We start from the raw sequence: 14,969 nt of genomic DNA on the forward strand, positions 1-14,969 counted from the left end.
TACATGGCTCGTCGTACACCCTCTCAACTTAATATGCTGCTCGCCGTCGATAAGCCGGTGGGCTGCACGTCCCACGACGTGGTTTCGCAATGCCGGCGCGCCCTCCATGAGCGGCGCGTCGGTCATGCCGGAACGCTCGACCCCATGGCATCGGGTGTCATGGTGGTGGGCGTGGGTCAGGCAACGCGTCTGCTGGGCATGCTCACGCTCGATACCAAAAGCTACGTCGCCGACATTTCGTTTGGCGTCGAGACCAATACCGATGATGCGGAAGGCGAGGCCGTCCGCACGGTGCCCATAGCAGCCGAGCTGCGCGATCCGTCCTATGCCCGCGAGCGCCTGTGCACCATGTTGGGCCCGCAGATGCAGGTGCCGCCGGCGTTTTCGGCCATTTCGGTCAACGGCGTGCGCGCCTATAAGGCTGCGCGCGAGGGCAATGCCGTTGAGTTGCCCCCGCGTCCAGTCGAGGTGTACTCCGCCGACCTGATTGCCGTGGGCGGCGAGGGGGACGCTTGCGTCTGGACCGTGGCATTTTCGGTGAGTAAGGGCACCTATATCCGTGCGCTCGCTCGCGACCTGGGTCGTGCCTGCGACAACGCGGCGCATATTTCCGCACTGCGCCGTACGGCCTCCGGCGTCGTTTCCATCGGTGCCTGCCATGCGGTCGAGGAGCTTTCTGCCGAGTCCGCTGCTGGCTTTGCCCTGGATCCCATTGCGGCGCTGGGCGCCACGCGCGTCGACTTGCCAGGCGCTCTTGCCGATGATCTGCTGTGCGGACGTCGTATTCCTATTGAGCGCGCGCTTGGGGGCTTCGATGCGTCGAAGGCGCCGTTTGCGCTGGTGCTCGATGGCGGGCTCAAGGCGCTCGCCCGTATCGAGGGCGGTCGCTTTGTTATGGAGCACGTCTTTCCGCAGGCGATCGGCGGTGTTCGATGATGCTGACCTCCCACGAGCTCGCGCGTATCTTTTTCGCGGGCGAGTCGGATGAGGCCCGCATCGTCGCCGCCGATGCATTTGAGGATTGCGCGTGCCTGGGCACCGCGTCGATCGCCATCGGCGTGTTCGATGGCGTGCATCGGGGGCATCGCGAACTGATCGACGCGGTCGTTCGCGATGCGCGTAACCACGGCTGCAAGGCTGTTGTGGTCACCTTCGATCCCGACCCGGACGTGGTGGTGAGCTCTTCGCCCGCTCAAAAATTGATGACGACGTCCGACCGTCTTCATGCCCTGGCTCTCACCGGGGCCGATGCGGTCGTGGCCGTTCCCTTTACGCCTGCGGTGGCGGCTCTCGACCACGTGGGTTTTCTTGAGCTACTGTCGCGCGTGGTCGATATCTGCTCGATTCGCGTGGGCAGCGACTTTAGGCTGGGTCGCGGCGGCGCCTCGGGCGTTGCCGAGATGCAGACATGGGGTGCCGAGCACGGCGTTGACGTCTATGGCCACGAGTTGCTGTGCGTCGAGGGGCAGACGATCTGCGCCACCCGTATTCGCCAGGAGCTGCGCCAGGGTCATGTCGAGCTTGCCGCTGAGCTGCTCGGCCGCCCGTACATGCTGCGAGGTATTGTTGCCGGCGGTCGTCACCAGGGTTCCGACATGGGTTTTCCTACGGCAAATATTCAGGTGCCCGAGGGCATTCAGGTGCCTGCCGATGGCGTCTACGAGGGCCTGGTGCTGGTCGACGATACCGTATGGCCTGCCGCTGTCAACGTGGGCCTGCCGCCGACGTATGCCGACGATGCCGCCTCGGCGCATCTCGAGGCCAATTTGATCGGGTATGCGGGCGACCTGTACGGCGCCTCGGTGTCGCTGGCGTTCACGCGTTGGCTGCGCCCGTCGCGCGTGTTCGATTCGCTGGACGAGCTTATCGCGACCGTCGAGGGTAATATTGACGATATCCGTCATCATTTGGGTGAGCAGGGGGTGAGCATCCGTGATTAGCGATGAGGAAAAAGACCAGGTGCGCGCTGCGTCCGATCTGGTTGCCATCGTGCAGGAAACGGTTGAGCTCAAGCCCCGCGGCCATGAGTTTTGGGGTTGCTGCCCCTTCCATGGCGAAAAGACCCCGTCGTTTCACATTATCCCCGCCACGCAGGTGTGGCATTGCTTTGGCTGTGGTGAGGGCGGCGACGTCTTCACCTATATCATGAAGCGCGAGAACCTGAGCTTTCCCGAGTCGATTCGCTACCTGGCCGACCGTGCCGGCATTGAGCTGCACGATACCGGCGCTTATCGCGAGCGCGGCACCAAGCGCGCCCGCATCTATGACCTGTGTGCCGAAACCGCCCAGTTCTACCACACCATGCTCATGCGCGGTAAGGACAGCCGTCCGCGCGAGTATTTCGCCAGCCGCGGTATGGGCGGCGACGTCTGCCGCCGCTACTGCCTGGGCTTTGCGCCGGGTCGCAACGCGCTGGTGTCTCATTTGTCGCAGGCGGGCTTTACCCCGCAGGAGATGATCGACGCCAACGTGGCCGTGAGCCGTGGGCGCGGGCAGCTTGCCGACCGTTTTTACGACCGCGTGATGTTTCCCATCTTTGACGAGCAGGGTCATAACATCGCCTTTGGCGGGCGCATTATGGGCGATGGCCAGCCGAAGTACCTCAACACCGCCGAGACGAGCGTGTTCCATAAAAAGCGAAACCTCTACGGCTTTAACTGGGCCAAGGAGTTTATCGTCGCGCAGGATACCGCTATTGTGGTGGAGGGATATACCGACTGTATCGCCTGCTGGGAGGCGGGGATTAAAAACGTCGTCGCCACGCTGGGCACGGCGCTGACGGAACATCATGTAAAGACGCTCACCCGCTTTGCCAAGCGCATCGTGTATATGTTCGATGGCGACGCCGCCGGTCAAAAGGCCGCTCGCCGCGCGATTCAATTTATCGAGCAGGATTCGATGGACCTGCGCTGCGTGGTGCTTCCCGACGGCAACGACCCCATGGAGTTCATCACCGCGCATGGTGGCGAGGCACTGCAGGCGCGTATCGACGCCGCCGAGCCCCTCATGGACTTTGTATACCGGTCGCTGCAGGAGTCGAGCGACATCACCACGCCGGGCGGTCGTGCCAAGGCGCTTGAGGATGCGCTGACGCTCATCTATCCGCTGCGCGATAGCTATATGATCGATACGTACTTTATCCAGATTGCGGACCTTTTGGGTTTGGATCTGGAGACGGTGCGTTCGAGCTCGGGCCGTGTGTTTCGCGATGTTGCCAAGCGTGAGGACGCCGAGCGTCGTCGCGAGCAGAACTACGAGCGCCAGCGGGCGCAGGCCGAGCGTGCAGGCAGCGCCGGCGGTCGGGCGTCTGGTTCGCAGGGGAGGTCTCGCGGTGCTTGGGCGTCGGGGGTGACGTCGCCGGTGTCCGCACCGGTCGAGGAAGAGCCGTACGACTATGTGCCGCTCGAGGCCTACGGGGCTGCGCCGGTCGAGGTCGTCGGCGATATGCCGCCGATCGATGTGCCGGTTGGGTTGGATGGCGCGGCGCCGGTAGCCGATGCAACGGGCGCGCCCACGGCACCGACGATGCCGATCGTGCTGACCGACCTAGAGCGAAAGTCTTTGGCGGGGGAGCGCGAGCTGTTGACGATGCTCACGAGCTACCCCGACCTGTTCCGCACGTATGCCGACCGCATCTGCTCGATCGAGTGGGTGGATCCGCGTCACGAGTCCATCGCGTGGGCCGTGCTTGCGACGCCGCCGGGCACCGACCCCACGGCGTGCATGGATGCGGCGCGCGCGGTGTGTCCCGAGGCAGCGTCGCTTGTCAGCGCCGGGCGCATTTCGTCGACGAGCAAGCACCCCACCGAGACGAACATCGTGTTTATGCTTGATACCCTTGAGCTCTACACCATCAAGCGCCGCATGCGCGCCGCACAGGCCAAGCTACGTCAGGACCGGTCGCTCGACGATGAGGCGCGCCGTGTGCTGACGATGCAAGCGATGCAAGATTCTCAGCGCCAGCGCGAGCTCCAAAAGTCGATCGGTGGCGTGGCCGATCCGTTCCGTTTGATCGGTTTGGAGACGGCGGGCGCCGACCAGGTCTAGATGTTGTGGTCAACCAGCGTATTCGCGCCTATATCCAGTCTGAATTTTGGGTATAGACGTCAATGTGTGTGCTAAAGTAATGAGTCCTGTGGACTATGAAGGGAGAATCTGTGCCAAAAAAGAGTGAGAGCACGGGTACTGGGCTGGAATCCTACGTTGCAAAGCTCATGGGCAACGGCTCAAACAGGACTTCGGTAACCGAGGACGAGATTCAGGTCGCCCTGAAGGATATCGATGTGTCTGACGAGCAGCTCAACGCGGTGTATTCCGCGCTGCGCAACAGCGGCATCCAGATTATCTCCGCGAGCGGTAACGACGACGCCCCCATGGACGTCGACGATGACGATAACGATAGCGATACCGACGATTTCGATGACGACGAGCACGATTCCGGCTCGCTCGACGATCACGAGCTTAAGATGGCCCGCCAGGCCGACGCCGAGATGGGTTCTTCCAAGAGCAAGAAGAAGCGCACCGTGCGCACGTCCCGTTCGCGTTCGCGCGTTCGTGGCATCGATGCCTCCACGGTGATGCTGACCGGCGACCCGGTTCGTATGTACCTTAAGGAGATCGGTAAGGTCGACCTGCTGACCGCCTCCGAAGAGGTTGACCTGGCCATGAAGATCGAGGCCGGTCTCGATGCCACCGAGAAGCTCGAGGCCGCCGAGGCGGGCGAGATCGAGCTCACCCGCGCCGAGATGCGTCGCCTGACCCGAATCGAGAACGTGGGTCTCGAGGCCAAGCAGGCGCTCATCAGCGCCAACCTGCGCCTGGTCGTCTCCATCGCCAAGCGCTATGTCGGTCGCGGCATGCTGTTCCTGGACCTGATCCAGGAGGGCAACCTCGGTCTGATCCGCGCCGTCGAGAAGTTCGACTACCAGAAGGGCTTTAAGTTCTCCACGTACGCCACGTGGTGGATCCGTCAGGCCATCACGCGTGCTATCGCCGACCAGGCCCGTACCATCCGTATTCCCGTGCACATGGTCGAGACCATCAACAAGCTCGTCCGCGTGCAGCGCCAGCTTCTCCAGGACCTGGGTCGCGACCCGACCCCCGAGGAGATCGGTGCCGAGATGGACATGAGTGCCGACCGCGTCCGCGAGATCCAGAAGATTTCGCAGGAGCCCGTGTCGCTCGAGACCCCCATCGGTGAGGAAGAGGATTCCCAGCTGGGCGACTTCATCGAGGACTCCCAGGCTATCGTTCCGCCCGATGCCGCCAGCTTCTCCATGCTGCAGGAGCAGCTCACCCAGGTGCTCGATTCGCTTGCCGATCGTGAGCGCAAGGTTATCGAGCTGCGCTTTGGCCTTGTCGACGGACATCCCCGTACACTCGAGGAAGTCGGCCGCGAGTTTGGCGTCACGCGCGAGCGTATCCGCCAGATCGAGTCCAAGACCCTGGCCAAGCTCCGTCACCCCAGCCGCTCTAGCAAGCTCAAAGACTATATCGAAAGCTAGTCAAGCAAGAAGCGCCCTCAAGTACATCCGCTTGAGGGCGCTTTCATGTAGTTGTTGGGGACGTCCCCAATGACTAGGTCGGAAAAATTCTCAAAAAAGTTCTTGCCCTAAGCTGATTCGTCCGTATAATAAACTTCGTTGCTTGAGAGCACGCACCTATTCCTCGGTAGCTCAATGGTAGAGCACGCGGCTGTTAACCGCGCTGTTGTAGGTTCGAGTCCTACCCGGGGAGCCAGAATTTCCAGCCCTTTCTGTTGGGCTTTAAATTCCTCGGTAGCTCAATGGTAGAGCACGCGGCTGTTAACCGCGCTGTTGTAGGTTCGAGTCCTACCCGGGGAGCCAGGTTGTAAAACCCGTCGCTTATGCGGCGGGTTTTTTCATGCCGCGATCGCCTGGCGCGAACGTTGCCATATCAACATTTCGTGTCGAGGATGTAATCCCGCGACCCACCACCTCAACATGGCGCGCTCGTTGTAGAATAATGCAATGATTGCTCCCACGAGATGGTGCCGTGAGCACCAGATAAGGAGATTCTTGTGTCTGAGACCATTAACGGCAGCCTGAGCGTCTCGAACGACGTTATTGCCGATATTGCCGGTTATGCCGCGATGACGTGCTATGGCGTCGTCGGTATGGCCGAACAGCTCCAGGGCGCCGAGAGCGTGCGCCTGCTTGCCGGTCAGCGCCTCCGCAAGGGCGTGCTTGTCTCCGCCGACGAGAACGGCCTTACGGTCGATCTTCACGTCGTGCTCGAGAACGGCGTCAACATGAAGTCCGTCTGTCACAATCTTTCGAGCTCCGTTGCCTTCACCCTGCAGGAAATCGCCCAGATCGATCCCGCCAGCCTTAAGATCGGCATCCACATCGACGCGCTCAAGAGCCGTCTGAACTAGCATCCGAAAACGGAGATTCAAATACCCATGATTGCAAAGACCATTCGCACCTGTTTTCCGATCGCTGCGGCTGCCGTTTCCGACAAGGCCGAGGAGATCAACAAGCTCAACGTCTTCCCCGTACCCGACGGCGACACCGGCACCAACATGTCGCTCACGCTCGCCTCGGTGACCAAGGAGCTTTCCGCCCTTCCCGCCGATGCCGATATGGAGGCCATTGCCGGCGCCATTACCCACGGCTCCCTGATGGGTGCCCGCGGCAACTCCGGCGTCATCACCTCGCAGATCCTGCGTGGCGTGGCCGAGGGTCTCGTCTCTGTCGACGAGCCCATTACGTCCGCCAACATCGCCTTCGCTTTCCGTCGCGCCGTCAAGGTCGCCTTCCAGGCCGTTCGCAAGCCCATCGAGGGCACGATCCTCACGGTGCTTCGCGATGTCTCGACCAAGGCCGATGAGTGCGAAAAGAAGAAGTTCTCGGCCGAGGACGCGCTCGACGCCATCGTCGTCGAGGCCTACCAGTCCGTCGCCCGCACGCCCGACCTGCTGCCCGTTCTGAAGGAGAACGGCGTGGTCGACTCCGGCGCCTTTGGCTTTGCCATCTTCCTGGAGAACTTTGTCGCCGCTGCGCTTGGCCGCAGCACCGTTGTCGAGGATTTCTCCGCCACGTTTGATTCCGCTGGCTCTGCCCGCGACGCGGCCCTCGGTCGCGTTGAGATTGAGGCCAACGACGATTGGGAGGGCTCGGAGTTCCGCTACTGCAACGAGTTCCTCTTTAAGGCCGACGCCCCGTTTGACGAGGACGAGTGCCTTAAGTTCCTGGGCTCCATGGGCGACTGCGAGCTGCTCGTGGGTGCCTACCCCGATTACAAGATCCATGTGCACTCCAACACGCCTAACCTGGTGCTCGAGCACATGCTGCAGCTTGGTCAGATCTACGAGGTCTTTATCCACAACATGGAGATGGAGGCCCACGACCGTACCGCCAAGATTCATGAGGACCAGGAAAAGGCCGCCGAGCCCGCCAAGGCGTTGGGCTTTGTCGCCGTTGCCGCCGGTTCGGGCGAGGCCGACATCCTCAAGTCCCTCGGCGTTGACGTGATCGTCTCGGGTGGCCAGACCATGAACCCCTCGACCGCCGACCTGCTGGGCGCGGTGGACCAGGTCAACGCGACCTCGGTCATTATCCTGCCCAATAACGGCAACATCCGCATGGCTGCCGAGGCCGCAGCCTCTGCCTGCACCGACAAGAAGGTCGCCGTCGTTCCCACCAAGACCGTCCCGCAGGCGTTCTCCGCGCTGTTCGCCGTCCTGCCCGATTCCGAGCTCGAGGACGCCGTTGCCGCCATGGTCGACGCCATCAGCGAGGTTCGCGATGGCGAGGTCACCCGTGCCGTGCGCGATTCCAGCGCCTCTGACGGTTCTCCGATTCACTCCGGTGACGTCATGGGTATCATTGCCGGCTCCATCGACGTGGTCGGCTCCGATGTGAAGCAGGTCACGCTCGACTGCATCAACCGTATGCAGGAGGAAGAGGAGGGCGACGCGCTGACGATTCTGGCCGGCGAGGAGCTGTCCGATGAGGCCTTTCAGGAGATCGTCGACGCCATCGAGGAGGCTCAGCCCGATCTGGAGGTCGACGCCCATCGTGGCGAGCAGCCGCTCTATCCCGTGATCTTCTCGATCGAGTAGGCATCTGCCCATGTCCGAGCTGTGCTCCGTGCCGCGCGTCTCGGAGCGCTTTGCCCAGAGCAATGCGCTCGACGAGGATATTGCGCGACTCAAATATGTTTCGGGTAAGCGTGAGGAGGCCCTTCGCCGTTTGGGAATTCAGACGGTGGGGGACCTCCTTCTCCATATCCCTCATCGATACCTGGACTTTACGCGCTCCTGGTCCATCGAGATGGCGCCCATCGGTACCGTGTGCACGATCGTCGCCACGGTTGACCGTATCGTCCAAAAGCAGCCTCGCCCGCGTATGCAGGTGACCGAGGTCTCGCTGGTGGACGAGACGGGCGTGCTGCAAGTCGCCTTTTTCCGTCAGCCCTGGATTGCCCAGCAGTTTAAGCAGGGAGACCGTCTGGCTGTGATGGGTAAGGTCGAGTTTGCCTACGGCTTTAAGCAGATGGCCTCGCCGCATTTCGAAAAGCTCGAGGACGGACGTGCCGCGGGCACCATTCTGCCGGTCCATTACGTGAGTGATGGCGTGAGTCAGGCGTGGATGCGCCGCATCGTAAGCGGCGCGCTTGAGGTTGTCGGCAATCCCTTCGACCCGATTCCCGCACGCTTACGCGTCAAGCGCCGCCTGATGAGCAATGCCCGTGCGCTGCGCTCGATTCACTTTCCCTCGAGTATGGCCGAGCGCGACATCGCGCGGCGGCGTCTTGCCTACGAGGAATGTCTCTGCCTTCAGCTGGCGCTGCGCCTGCGCAACGACGGCGGCTTGGTCGAAGTCGCTCCCTACGCCCACGCCGCGGGTGAGCACCTGGCGGCGCTCAGGGAAGCCCTGCCGTTTTCGCTGAGTGACGAGCAGGAGGCCGCGTTCCGAGACATCCTGCACGATATGTGCGATGGCGGGCGCGTGATGAACCACCTGCTACTGGGCGACGTCGGTACCGGCAAGACGGCCGTCGCCGCCTGCGCGCTGGCTGTCGCGGCCGATTCGGGCACTCAGTCCTGCGTTATGGCGCCTACGGGCGTGCTGGCGCGCCAATATGCCGATAAGACTGGCCCCTTGCTCTCCCAGGCTGGCATGTCTTGGGCACTCCTGACGGGTGCCACGCCGGCGGCCGAGCGCGAGCAGATCCATGCGCAGCTGGAATCGGGCGAGCTCGACGTCCTCTTTGGAACCCACGCGGTCCTTTCGGACAACGTGGCGTTTAAGCATCTGTCGCTTGTCGTCATCGACGAGCAGCACCGCTTTGGTGTGGGCCAGCGCAATGCTCTGCGTGCCAAGGGCCCGGGTGCCGACCTTCTCGTTATGACGGCCACGCCGATCCCGCGCACGTTGGCGCTCTCGGTCTACGGCGACCTGGACACGAGCATCATCCGCCGTCGACCTGTTCCGGGGGCGGGCGTTACGACGCGCGTGCTCACCGAGTCGAGCCGCGATTTGGCCTACGGTGCCATCCGCGAGGCGTATGAAAAGGGTCAGCAGGCTTACGTGATCTGCCCGCTTGTGGAGCCGAGTGACTCGGCCGATGAGCTGGAAGACGTACCCGGTATCGCCCGCGACGACGAGGGCCGCGTGACCGTGCCTGTACCGCTGCACGATACGGCAACCGAGCTCGAACGACTGCGTCTGGCCCTGCCGGGACTTACCATTGAGCGCCTTCATGGCCGCATGCCGGCGGGGGAGAAGGACCGCGTGATCGATGCCTTCAAGCGCGGTGAGATCGACGTGCTCGTCTCGACCACGGTGGTCGAGGTAGGCGTCGACGTGCCCAACGCCACCGTCATGGTCATCGAGAACGGTGAGCGCTTTGGCTTGGCGGCCCTGCACCAGCTGCGCGGCCGCGTGGGCCGCGGCAGCGTGTCGGGCACTTGCCTGGTCATGACGCACTCCAAGGGCAACGGTGGCGCGTCGGCGGCACAAGACCGTCTCCAGTCGCTCGAAAAGACCTCTGACGGCTTTGCGCTCGCCCAGATGGACCTGCGCCTGCGCCACGAGGGCGAGATTCTGGGCTACCGCCAGCACGGCGGCGTGACCCTGCGCTTTGTGGACCTGGACGCCGACGAGGATCTTATCGAATGGGCCCATTTGGACGCGGTCGAGCTCTTGCGGTATGCTTGCAACCTTGACTCCGTGGCGACGCGCCCCTTGCGCGACGCGGTCGCCATGCGTTATCGACATATCTTTAAGGAGGTCAGCGGAGGATGAGAATCATCGGCGGTGAATGGCGCGGCCGCAAGATCGAAGAGCCGCGTGGGCGCGATGTCACCCGTCCCACGACCGATCGCGTGCGCGAGGCATGCGCGTCCATGGTCATGTCGGCGTTCGACTTCGATCTGGACGAGGTCCGCGTGCTGGACGCCTTTGGCGGCTCCGGCGCCCTGGGAATCGAGATGCTCTCGCGTGGCGCCCGCTCGCTCACCACGTTCGAGATCGATCGCAATGCCGCCCGTCTGATCACCAAGAATATCGAGTCGCTGTGCCGCGACCGCTCGCGTTGGCGTGTCGTTACCGGCGATGTGTTGGCGAGCGCCTCGCGCGGCCGTGTGCCGGGTGGTCCCTTTGACCTGATCTTGCTCGACCCGCCCTATGCCTTTGGCGCCGAGCCGGTCGAGGAGCTGCTGCAAAATCTTTCCCAGCAGGGACTGCTGGCGCCCGGGGCCTTTGCCCTTTTTGAACATGCCGCAGCCGATGCAGGTGCTCATCCGGCTTGTTTCAAGACCGTGCGAGAGAAGCGCTACGGCATTACCTCGGTTGACTTGCTGCGCTGGGTGGCCGAGGACGAAAACGACCATGCTGACGAGAACGAAAATGACGAGGATGTGCCTTCGGAGGACACCCATGAATGACACCATCAACCGCGTAATCGTCCCGGGCACCTTCGATCCCATCACCTTTGGCCATATCGACGTGATCCGCCGAGCTCGCCGTATCTTTCCCAGCGTGATCGTCGCCGTGGCCGAATCGCAGGGTAAAAACGGCGTGGGTACCACCTTTATGCTCGACGAGCGTGTGGCGCTGGCCCGCGAGGCCCTCGGTGATTTGGACGGCGTCGAGGTACTGCCTTTCACCGGCCTGCTGGTCGACTTTGCACGTGAACAGAGGGCTGGTGCCGTCGTTAAGGGTCTGCGCGCCATGACCGACTTTGAGTACGAGTTGCAGCAGGCCGACCTCAACTATCGCCTGGATAGCGAGCTGGAGTCCATCTTTGTCATGAGTGCTCCACAGTACGGGTACATCTCGAGCTCGGTGGTGCGCCAGATTGCGTCGCTTGGCAGCGACGTGTCGACGTTTGTGCCGCCCAACGTGGTCGAAGCACTCAAACATCGCTTTTCGTGACGTTTTTTATTGCCTGGTGGCATGTGGTAAACTAACACGATGATATGTTACCTATGAAAGGAGACCGGATGCCGGGCGAGAATTTTCCTGGCGACAGGATCGTGAGTCTTGTCGACGAGCTCGAGGGGCTCATCGAAGAGGCTAAGACGCCGTTCGGCAAGAACGCCCAGATGAAGGTTATCGACGCCGACGTCTTCTTTAACATCCTCGATGAGATCCGCATGAGCTATCCCGAGGAGTGGCAGAAGTCCCGCCGTATCCTCAAAGAGCGCGAGGAGCTTATGGCCTCCGCCGCCGCTCAGGCCGATTCCATCATTGCCGATGCTCAGCAGCAGGCCCTCACCATTGCCGGTGAGCAGGAAATTGTCCGCCTAGCGCAGCAGCAGGCCGACGACATCCGCGACCGTGTCCAGCAGTACGAGCGCGAGACGCGCTATGCCGCCGAGGATTACGCCGAGCAGGTCTTTACGCACCTCGAGGAGAACCTTAAGAGTCTGACCGGCACCGTCACCCGTTGCCGTCAGCAGCTCAACGAGGGCGCCGCCCAGCAGAACGGTCAGTGGTAATGGCCGAGTTCCCGAGCGTAACCGTCGATCTTTCCGAGCAGCTCGAGTTTCCCGGAGACTCATACCCGCTGACCGGCAAGGTCGATGTCGCCACCTACACGGTGGGCGAGAAGGAGTACCAGCTGCAGGACGGCATTGCCTACGACGTGGTCTTTACCAACGCCGGTACCGGTGTTCTGCTTTCGGGCATGGTCCGCGCTCACGCCACCGGCGAGTGCGATCGCTGCCTGGAGCCCGCCTCGTTTGATATCGCAGGCGAGATCGAGGAGTTCTACCTCTTTGAGGAGCCCGAGGACCCCGAGGCCTACGAAGACGGCTACGAGTTGCTGGGCGAGGATCGCATCGTCGATCTGGGTGAGCCCATCAACGACGCGGTCGTCATGGACACGCCGTTCGTTGTCCTGTGCAAGCCCGATTGCCGCGGCCTTTGCCCCACCTGCGGCAACAATCTCAACGTCGAGCAATGTGAGTGCGCCGCCAAGGCGGAGGCCGAATGGGCCGCTGCCACGGAAAATCCATTTGCAGCATTGAAGAATCTCAAGCTTGACGAGTAAAACTGTGGTAGTATTGATACTTGCGCGTAATCGCCACACTGGATAGTTCATAAGGAAGGTCACTATGCCCGTACCTAAACAAAAGCAGGGTCGTATCCGCACCCATACCCGTCGTTCCGCCAACATGAAGATCTCGGCTGCGGCTCAGTCCACGTGCCCCCGTTGCGGCGCTGTTAAGCTCCCGCACCACGTGTGCCCCAGCTGCGGTTTCTACAAGGACCGAGAGGTTATCGTTACCGAGTAACTGTATACTCTGGATACGATGCCGTTCCAACTGGAACCACAATGGCCGGCTCAATGAGTCGGCCATTTTTGTATAAGGAGCATATGAAATGAGTAACGTTCGCGTTTGTGTAGACGTTGTGGGCGGAGACGAGAGGCCCCAGGTTGTCCTCGACGGTATCGAGGCTGCGCTTGCGGCAGATCCCGAGATTGAGGTCTTGGCCGTCGGTCCCGCTGAAATCGTCAACCCCTTTGCAGCGGCGCATGCCCGCGTGGAGGCCTTGGAGGCCCCCGACGTCATCAGCATGGAGGACGATCCCATCCGCGCCGTGATGACTAAGCGCAAGTCCTCGATCGTGCTTGCATGCCGTGCCATTAAGAAGGGCAATGCGGACGCGTTTTTCTCGGCCGGCTCGACCGGTGCCATGACCGCTGCCGCCACGGCCTACGTCACGCCGTTTAGGTATTTGGCGGAGGGCAAGAAGCAGCCGGTCCGTCCGTGCCTGACTAACGCACTGCCTAATCGCGCCGGCGGCCTGACGGTGCTGTGCGATATGGGCGCCAATCCCGATGTCACGGTGGACGACATGGTGCGTTTCGCCCAGATGGGTGCTGCCTATGCCCGCGTGGTTTTGGACATTGAGCATCCGCGTGTGGGCCTGCTTGCCAACGGCACCGAGGACGAGAAGGGCTCCAACTTTACCAAGGCGTGCTTCCCGGCCATGAAGGCCGCGGTTCCCGGCTTTGTGGGCAACTGCGAGGGCACCGATCTTACGTCGGGCAATTTTGACGTCGTGGTCGCCGACGGTATGTCGGGCAATATTGCGCTCAAGGCCACCGAGGGCGCTGCCAAGTTTTTGCTGCAGGAGCTCAAGGGTGCCTTTATGTCTTCGCTCGGCACCAAGATCGCCGCGCTGCTCATCAAAAAGCAGATGCGCCAGATTAAGGCCAAGCTTTCGGGCGACGCCAAGGGCGGCGCGATTCTGCTGGGCCTGCGCGGCGTCGTGTTGATCGGCCACGGTGCCACGTCGGTCGAGGCCGTCAAGAACGGTACGCTTGCCGCGGCCCAGGCCGTGCGCGCCGGGCTTGTCCAGGACGTTGCCAATTCTATGGACGGTATCGTTTTATAAAGGCCGCGTTACGTGGCTCAACCTGTACCGCGTGGGGTAGAATCGGAGCCGTATTGCAACGCGGCTCCGATTGCCGTGTTGTGTTGTGTTCCATGACATACGAGAGGAAGCGCTATGGATCGCTCCGAAATCTTCGATAAGATCGCCGAAGTCGCCGCTGACGTGCTGGGTGTCGATGTCGCCGACATTAGCGACGAGACCACTTTTGACGATCTCGATGCCGATTCGCTCGAGCGTCTGCAGCTGGTGACGGCCATCGAGGACGAGTTCGACCTCGAGATCGATGACGAGACCCTGCTGTCGCTCAACTCTGTCGCCGACGCTGTCGACGCTATTGAAAACGCCAAGGAGGCCTAAGTCTTGGCTTTGTCTGAACGACTCACGCGCGCCCAGGAGATTCTGGGCCATGAGTTCAATAATAGGGTGCTGCTGCGCGCGGCGCTCACGCATCCCTCGGCCGTCGAGGGTCAGCCGGTCTCTGCCAGCTATGAGCGCCTTGAGTTTTTGGGCGATTCCATTTTGGGCGCCGTGGTGGCCCGTTCGCTCTTTGAGTCCTATCCCGAGTTTGACGAGGGTAAGCTCACGCGCCTGAAGGTGTCCCTTGTCTCGGGCGCCACGCTGTCCGAGGTGTCGCACGAGCTGGGTATCGACGACATCATCATCTTTGGCGCCTCCGAGACCGGTACCGGCGCCCGCGGCCTGCATTCGGCGCTCGAGAACGTCTACGAGTCGCTCGTGGGCGCGCTGTATCTGGATGCCGGCTGGGATGCTGCGGCGGAGTTTATCCATCGTACGCTCAAGCCGCACCTGGCCACCGAGCGTGCCGAGCACCCCGCGAACCCCAAGTCGTTCTTGCAGGAGTGCGTGCAGGCAGACGGCCACGAGCCTCCCGCGTATAAGCTGGTCGGCTCCGAGGGCCCCGCGCATGCGCCCACCTTTACCGCTGTGGTGCTCATCGACGGTATTCGCCAGGGTCGCGGCTCCGGCTCCTCAAAGAAGGAAGCCGAGGGAGCCGCCGCGCTCGAAGCGCTCGACCGCATGGGTTACACCACCAACGGCGTGATTCTGAACAAGAAGCACGTGTAAGCGAGG

General features: G+C 62.1%; 15 protein-coding genes and 2 tRNA genes. All 17 read left to right on the forward strand.

Annotated features, from left to right (window positions below):
• Nucleotides 1–3 precede the first annotated feature (3 nt).
• A complete protein-coding gene (gene truB / locus ACGHEN_RS04545) occupies nt 4–936 on the forward strand; it encodes a tRNA pseudouridine(55) synthase TruB (RefSeq protein WP_390397587.1) in 933 nt (310 codons plus the stop codon).
• The gene (ribF, locus tag ACGHEN_RS04550) at nt 933–1,940 is read left to right on the forward strand and encodes a riboflavin biosynthesis protein RibF (protein ID WP_390397590.1); all 1,008 of its coding nucleotides are present in this window, start codon (nt 933–935) and stop codon (nt 1,938–1,940) included. The genes truB and ribF overlap by 4 nt, the downstream gene beginning before the upstream one ends.
• Nucleotides 1,933–4,047 (forward strand): DNA primase, encoded by a 2,115-nt coding sequence (gene dnaG, locus ACGHEN_RS04555; protein ID WP_390397592.1) that lies wholly within the window; start codon nt 1,933–1,935, stop codon nt 4,045–4,047. Before ribF ends, dnaG begins: the two co-directional genes overlap by 8 nt.
• 110 nt (nt 4,048–4,157) lie before the next feature.
• Complete coding sequence (gene rpoD / locus ACGHEN_RS04560) at nt 4,158–5,504, forward strand: RNA polymerase sigma factor RpoD (protein ID WP_118080532.1); 1,347 nt, start codon at nt 4,158–4,160, stop codon at nt 5,502–5,504.
• A gap of 160 nt (nt 5,505–5,664) precedes the next feature.
• Nucleotides 5,665–5,739: transfer RNA gene (locus ACGHEN_RS04565), tRNA-Asn, on the forward strand.
• 32 nt (nt 5,740–5,771) lie between these two features.
• A tRNA-Asn gene (locus ACGHEN_RS04570) sits at nt 5,772–5,846 on the forward strand.
• A 194-nt stretch (nt 5,847–6,040) separates the two neighbouring features.
• Entirely contained in the window at nt 6,041–6,397 is a 357-nt protein-coding gene (locus ACGHEN_RS04575; RefSeq protein WP_022093773.1) for an Asp23/Gls24 family envelope stress response protein, read from the forward strand.
• Between the two features lie 27 nt (nt 6,398–6,424).
• The gene (locus ACGHEN_RS04580; RefSeq protein WP_390397594.1) at nt 6,425–8,086 is read left to right on the forward strand and encodes a DAK2 domain-containing protein; all 1,662 of its coding nucleotides are present in this window, start codon (nt 6,425–6,427) and stop codon (nt 8,084–8,086) included.
• A 10-nt stretch (nt 8,087–8,096) separates the two neighbouring features.
• The gene (recG, locus tag ACGHEN_RS04585) at nt 8,097–10,274 is read left to right on the forward strand and encodes an ATP-dependent DNA helicase RecG (protein ID WP_390397596.1); all 2,178 of its coding nucleotides are present in this window, start codon (nt 8,097–8,099) and stop codon (nt 10,272–10,274) included.
• Nucleotides 10,271–10,915, forward strand: a complete 645-nt coding sequence (rsmD, locus tag ACGHEN_RS04590; RefSeq protein ID WP_349089578.1) for a 16S rRNA (guanine(966)-N(2))-methyltransferase RsmD — start codon at nt 10,271–10,273, stop codon at nt 10,913–10,915. The genes recG and rsmD overlap by 4 nt, the downstream gene beginning before the upstream one ends.
• Nucleotides 10,908–11,405, forward strand: a complete 498-nt coding sequence (coaD, locus tag ACGHEN_RS04595; protein ID WP_349089577.1) for a pantetheine-phosphate adenylyltransferase — start codon at nt 10,908–10,910, stop codon at nt 11,403–11,405. Before rsmD ends, coaD begins: the two co-directional genes overlap by 8 nt.
• A 68-nt stretch (nt 11,406–11,473) precedes the next feature.
• On the forward strand, nt 11,474–11,971 hold the full coding sequence (locus ACGHEN_RS04600; RefSeq protein WP_390397598.1) for an ATPase: 498 nt from the start codon (nt 11,474–11,476) through the stop codon (nt 11,969–11,971).
• Nucleotides 11,971–12,525, forward strand: a complete 555-nt coding sequence (locus ACGHEN_RS04605) for a DUF177 domain-containing protein (RefSeq protein ID WP_195404673.1) — start codon at nt 11,971–11,973, stop codon at nt 12,523–12,525. The genes ACGHEN_RS04600 and ACGHEN_RS04605 overlap by 1 nt, the downstream gene beginning before the upstream one ends.
• Before the next feature lie 64 nt (nt 12,526–12,589).
• Complete coding sequence (gene rpmF / locus ACGHEN_RS04610) at nt 12,590–12,769, forward strand: 50S ribosomal protein L32 (RefSeq protein ID WP_022094017.1); 180 nt, start codon at nt 12,590–12,592, stop codon at nt 12,767–12,769.
• An 88-nt stretch (nt 12,770–12,857) separates the two neighbouring features.
• Nucleotides 12,858–13,877, forward strand: a complete 1,020-nt coding sequence (gene plsX, locus ACGHEN_RS04615; RefSeq protein WP_195404672.1) for a phosphate acyltransferase PlsX — start codon at nt 12,858–12,860, stop codon at nt 13,875–13,877.
• A gap of 114 nt (nt 13,878–13,991) precedes the next feature.
• A complete protein-coding gene (locus ACGHEN_RS04620; RefSeq protein WP_035138134.1) occupies nt 13,992–14,234 on the forward strand; it encodes an acyl carrier protein in 243 nt (80 codons plus the stop codon).
• A 3-nt stretch (nt 14,235–14,237) separates the two neighbouring features.
• Nucleotides 14,238–14,963, forward strand: coding sequence for a ribonuclease III (gene rnc / locus ACGHEN_RS04625; RefSeq protein ID WP_390397601.1), 726 nt, complete (start codon nt 14,238–14,240; stop codon nt 14,961–14,963).
• Nucleotides 14,964–14,969 lie beyond the last annotated feature (6 nt).

Origin of the sequence: Collinsella sp. i06-0019-1H4, from assembly GCF_042849575.1 — a bacterium.
GTDB lineage: Bacteria > Actinomycetota > Coriobacteriia > Coriobacteriales > Coriobacteriaceae > Collinsella.

Coding starts and splice junctions, on each gene's coding strand:
- ribF (WP_390397590.1), top strand. CDS start 933: ATGATGCTGACCTCCCACGAGCTCGCGCGTATCTTTTTCGCGGGCGAG.
- plsX (WP_195404672.1), top strand. CDS start 12,858: ATGAGTAACGTTCGCGTTTGTGTAGACGTTGTGGGCGGAGACGAGAGG.
- truB (WP_390397587.1), top strand. CDS start 4: ATGGCTCGTCGTACACCCTCTCAACTTAATATGCTGCTCGCCGTCGAT.
- coaD (WP_349089577.1), top strand. CDS start 10,908: ATGAATGACACCATCAACCGCGTAATCGTCCCGGGCACCTTCGATCCC.
- ACGHEN_RS04620 (WP_035138134.1), top strand. CDS start 13,992: ATGGATCGCTCCGAAATCTTCGATAAGATCGCCGAAGTCGCCGCTGAC.
- ACGHEN_RS04580 (WP_390397594.1), top strand. CDS start 6,425: ATGATTGCAAAGACCATTCGCACCTGTTTTCCGATCGCTGCGGCTGCC.
- recG (WP_390397596.1), top strand. CDS start 8,097: ATGTCCGAGCTGTGCTCCGTGCCGCGCGTCTCGGAGCGCTTTGCCCAG.
- ACGHEN_RS04600 (WP_390397598.1), top strand. CDS start 11,474: ATGCCGGGCGAGAATTTTCCTGGCGACAGGATCGTGAGTCTTGTCGAC.
- ACGHEN_RS04605 (WP_195404673.1), top strand. CDS start 11,971: ATGGCCGAGTTCCCGAGCGTAACCGTCGATCTTTCCGAGCAGCTCGAG.
- rpmF (WP_022094017.1), top strand. CDS start 12,590: ATGCCCGTACCTAAACAAAAGCAGGGTCGTATCCGCACCCATACCCGT.
- rsmD (WP_349089578.1), top strand. CDS start 10,271: ATGAGAATCATCGGCGGTGAATGGCGCGGCCGCAAGATCGAAGAGCCG.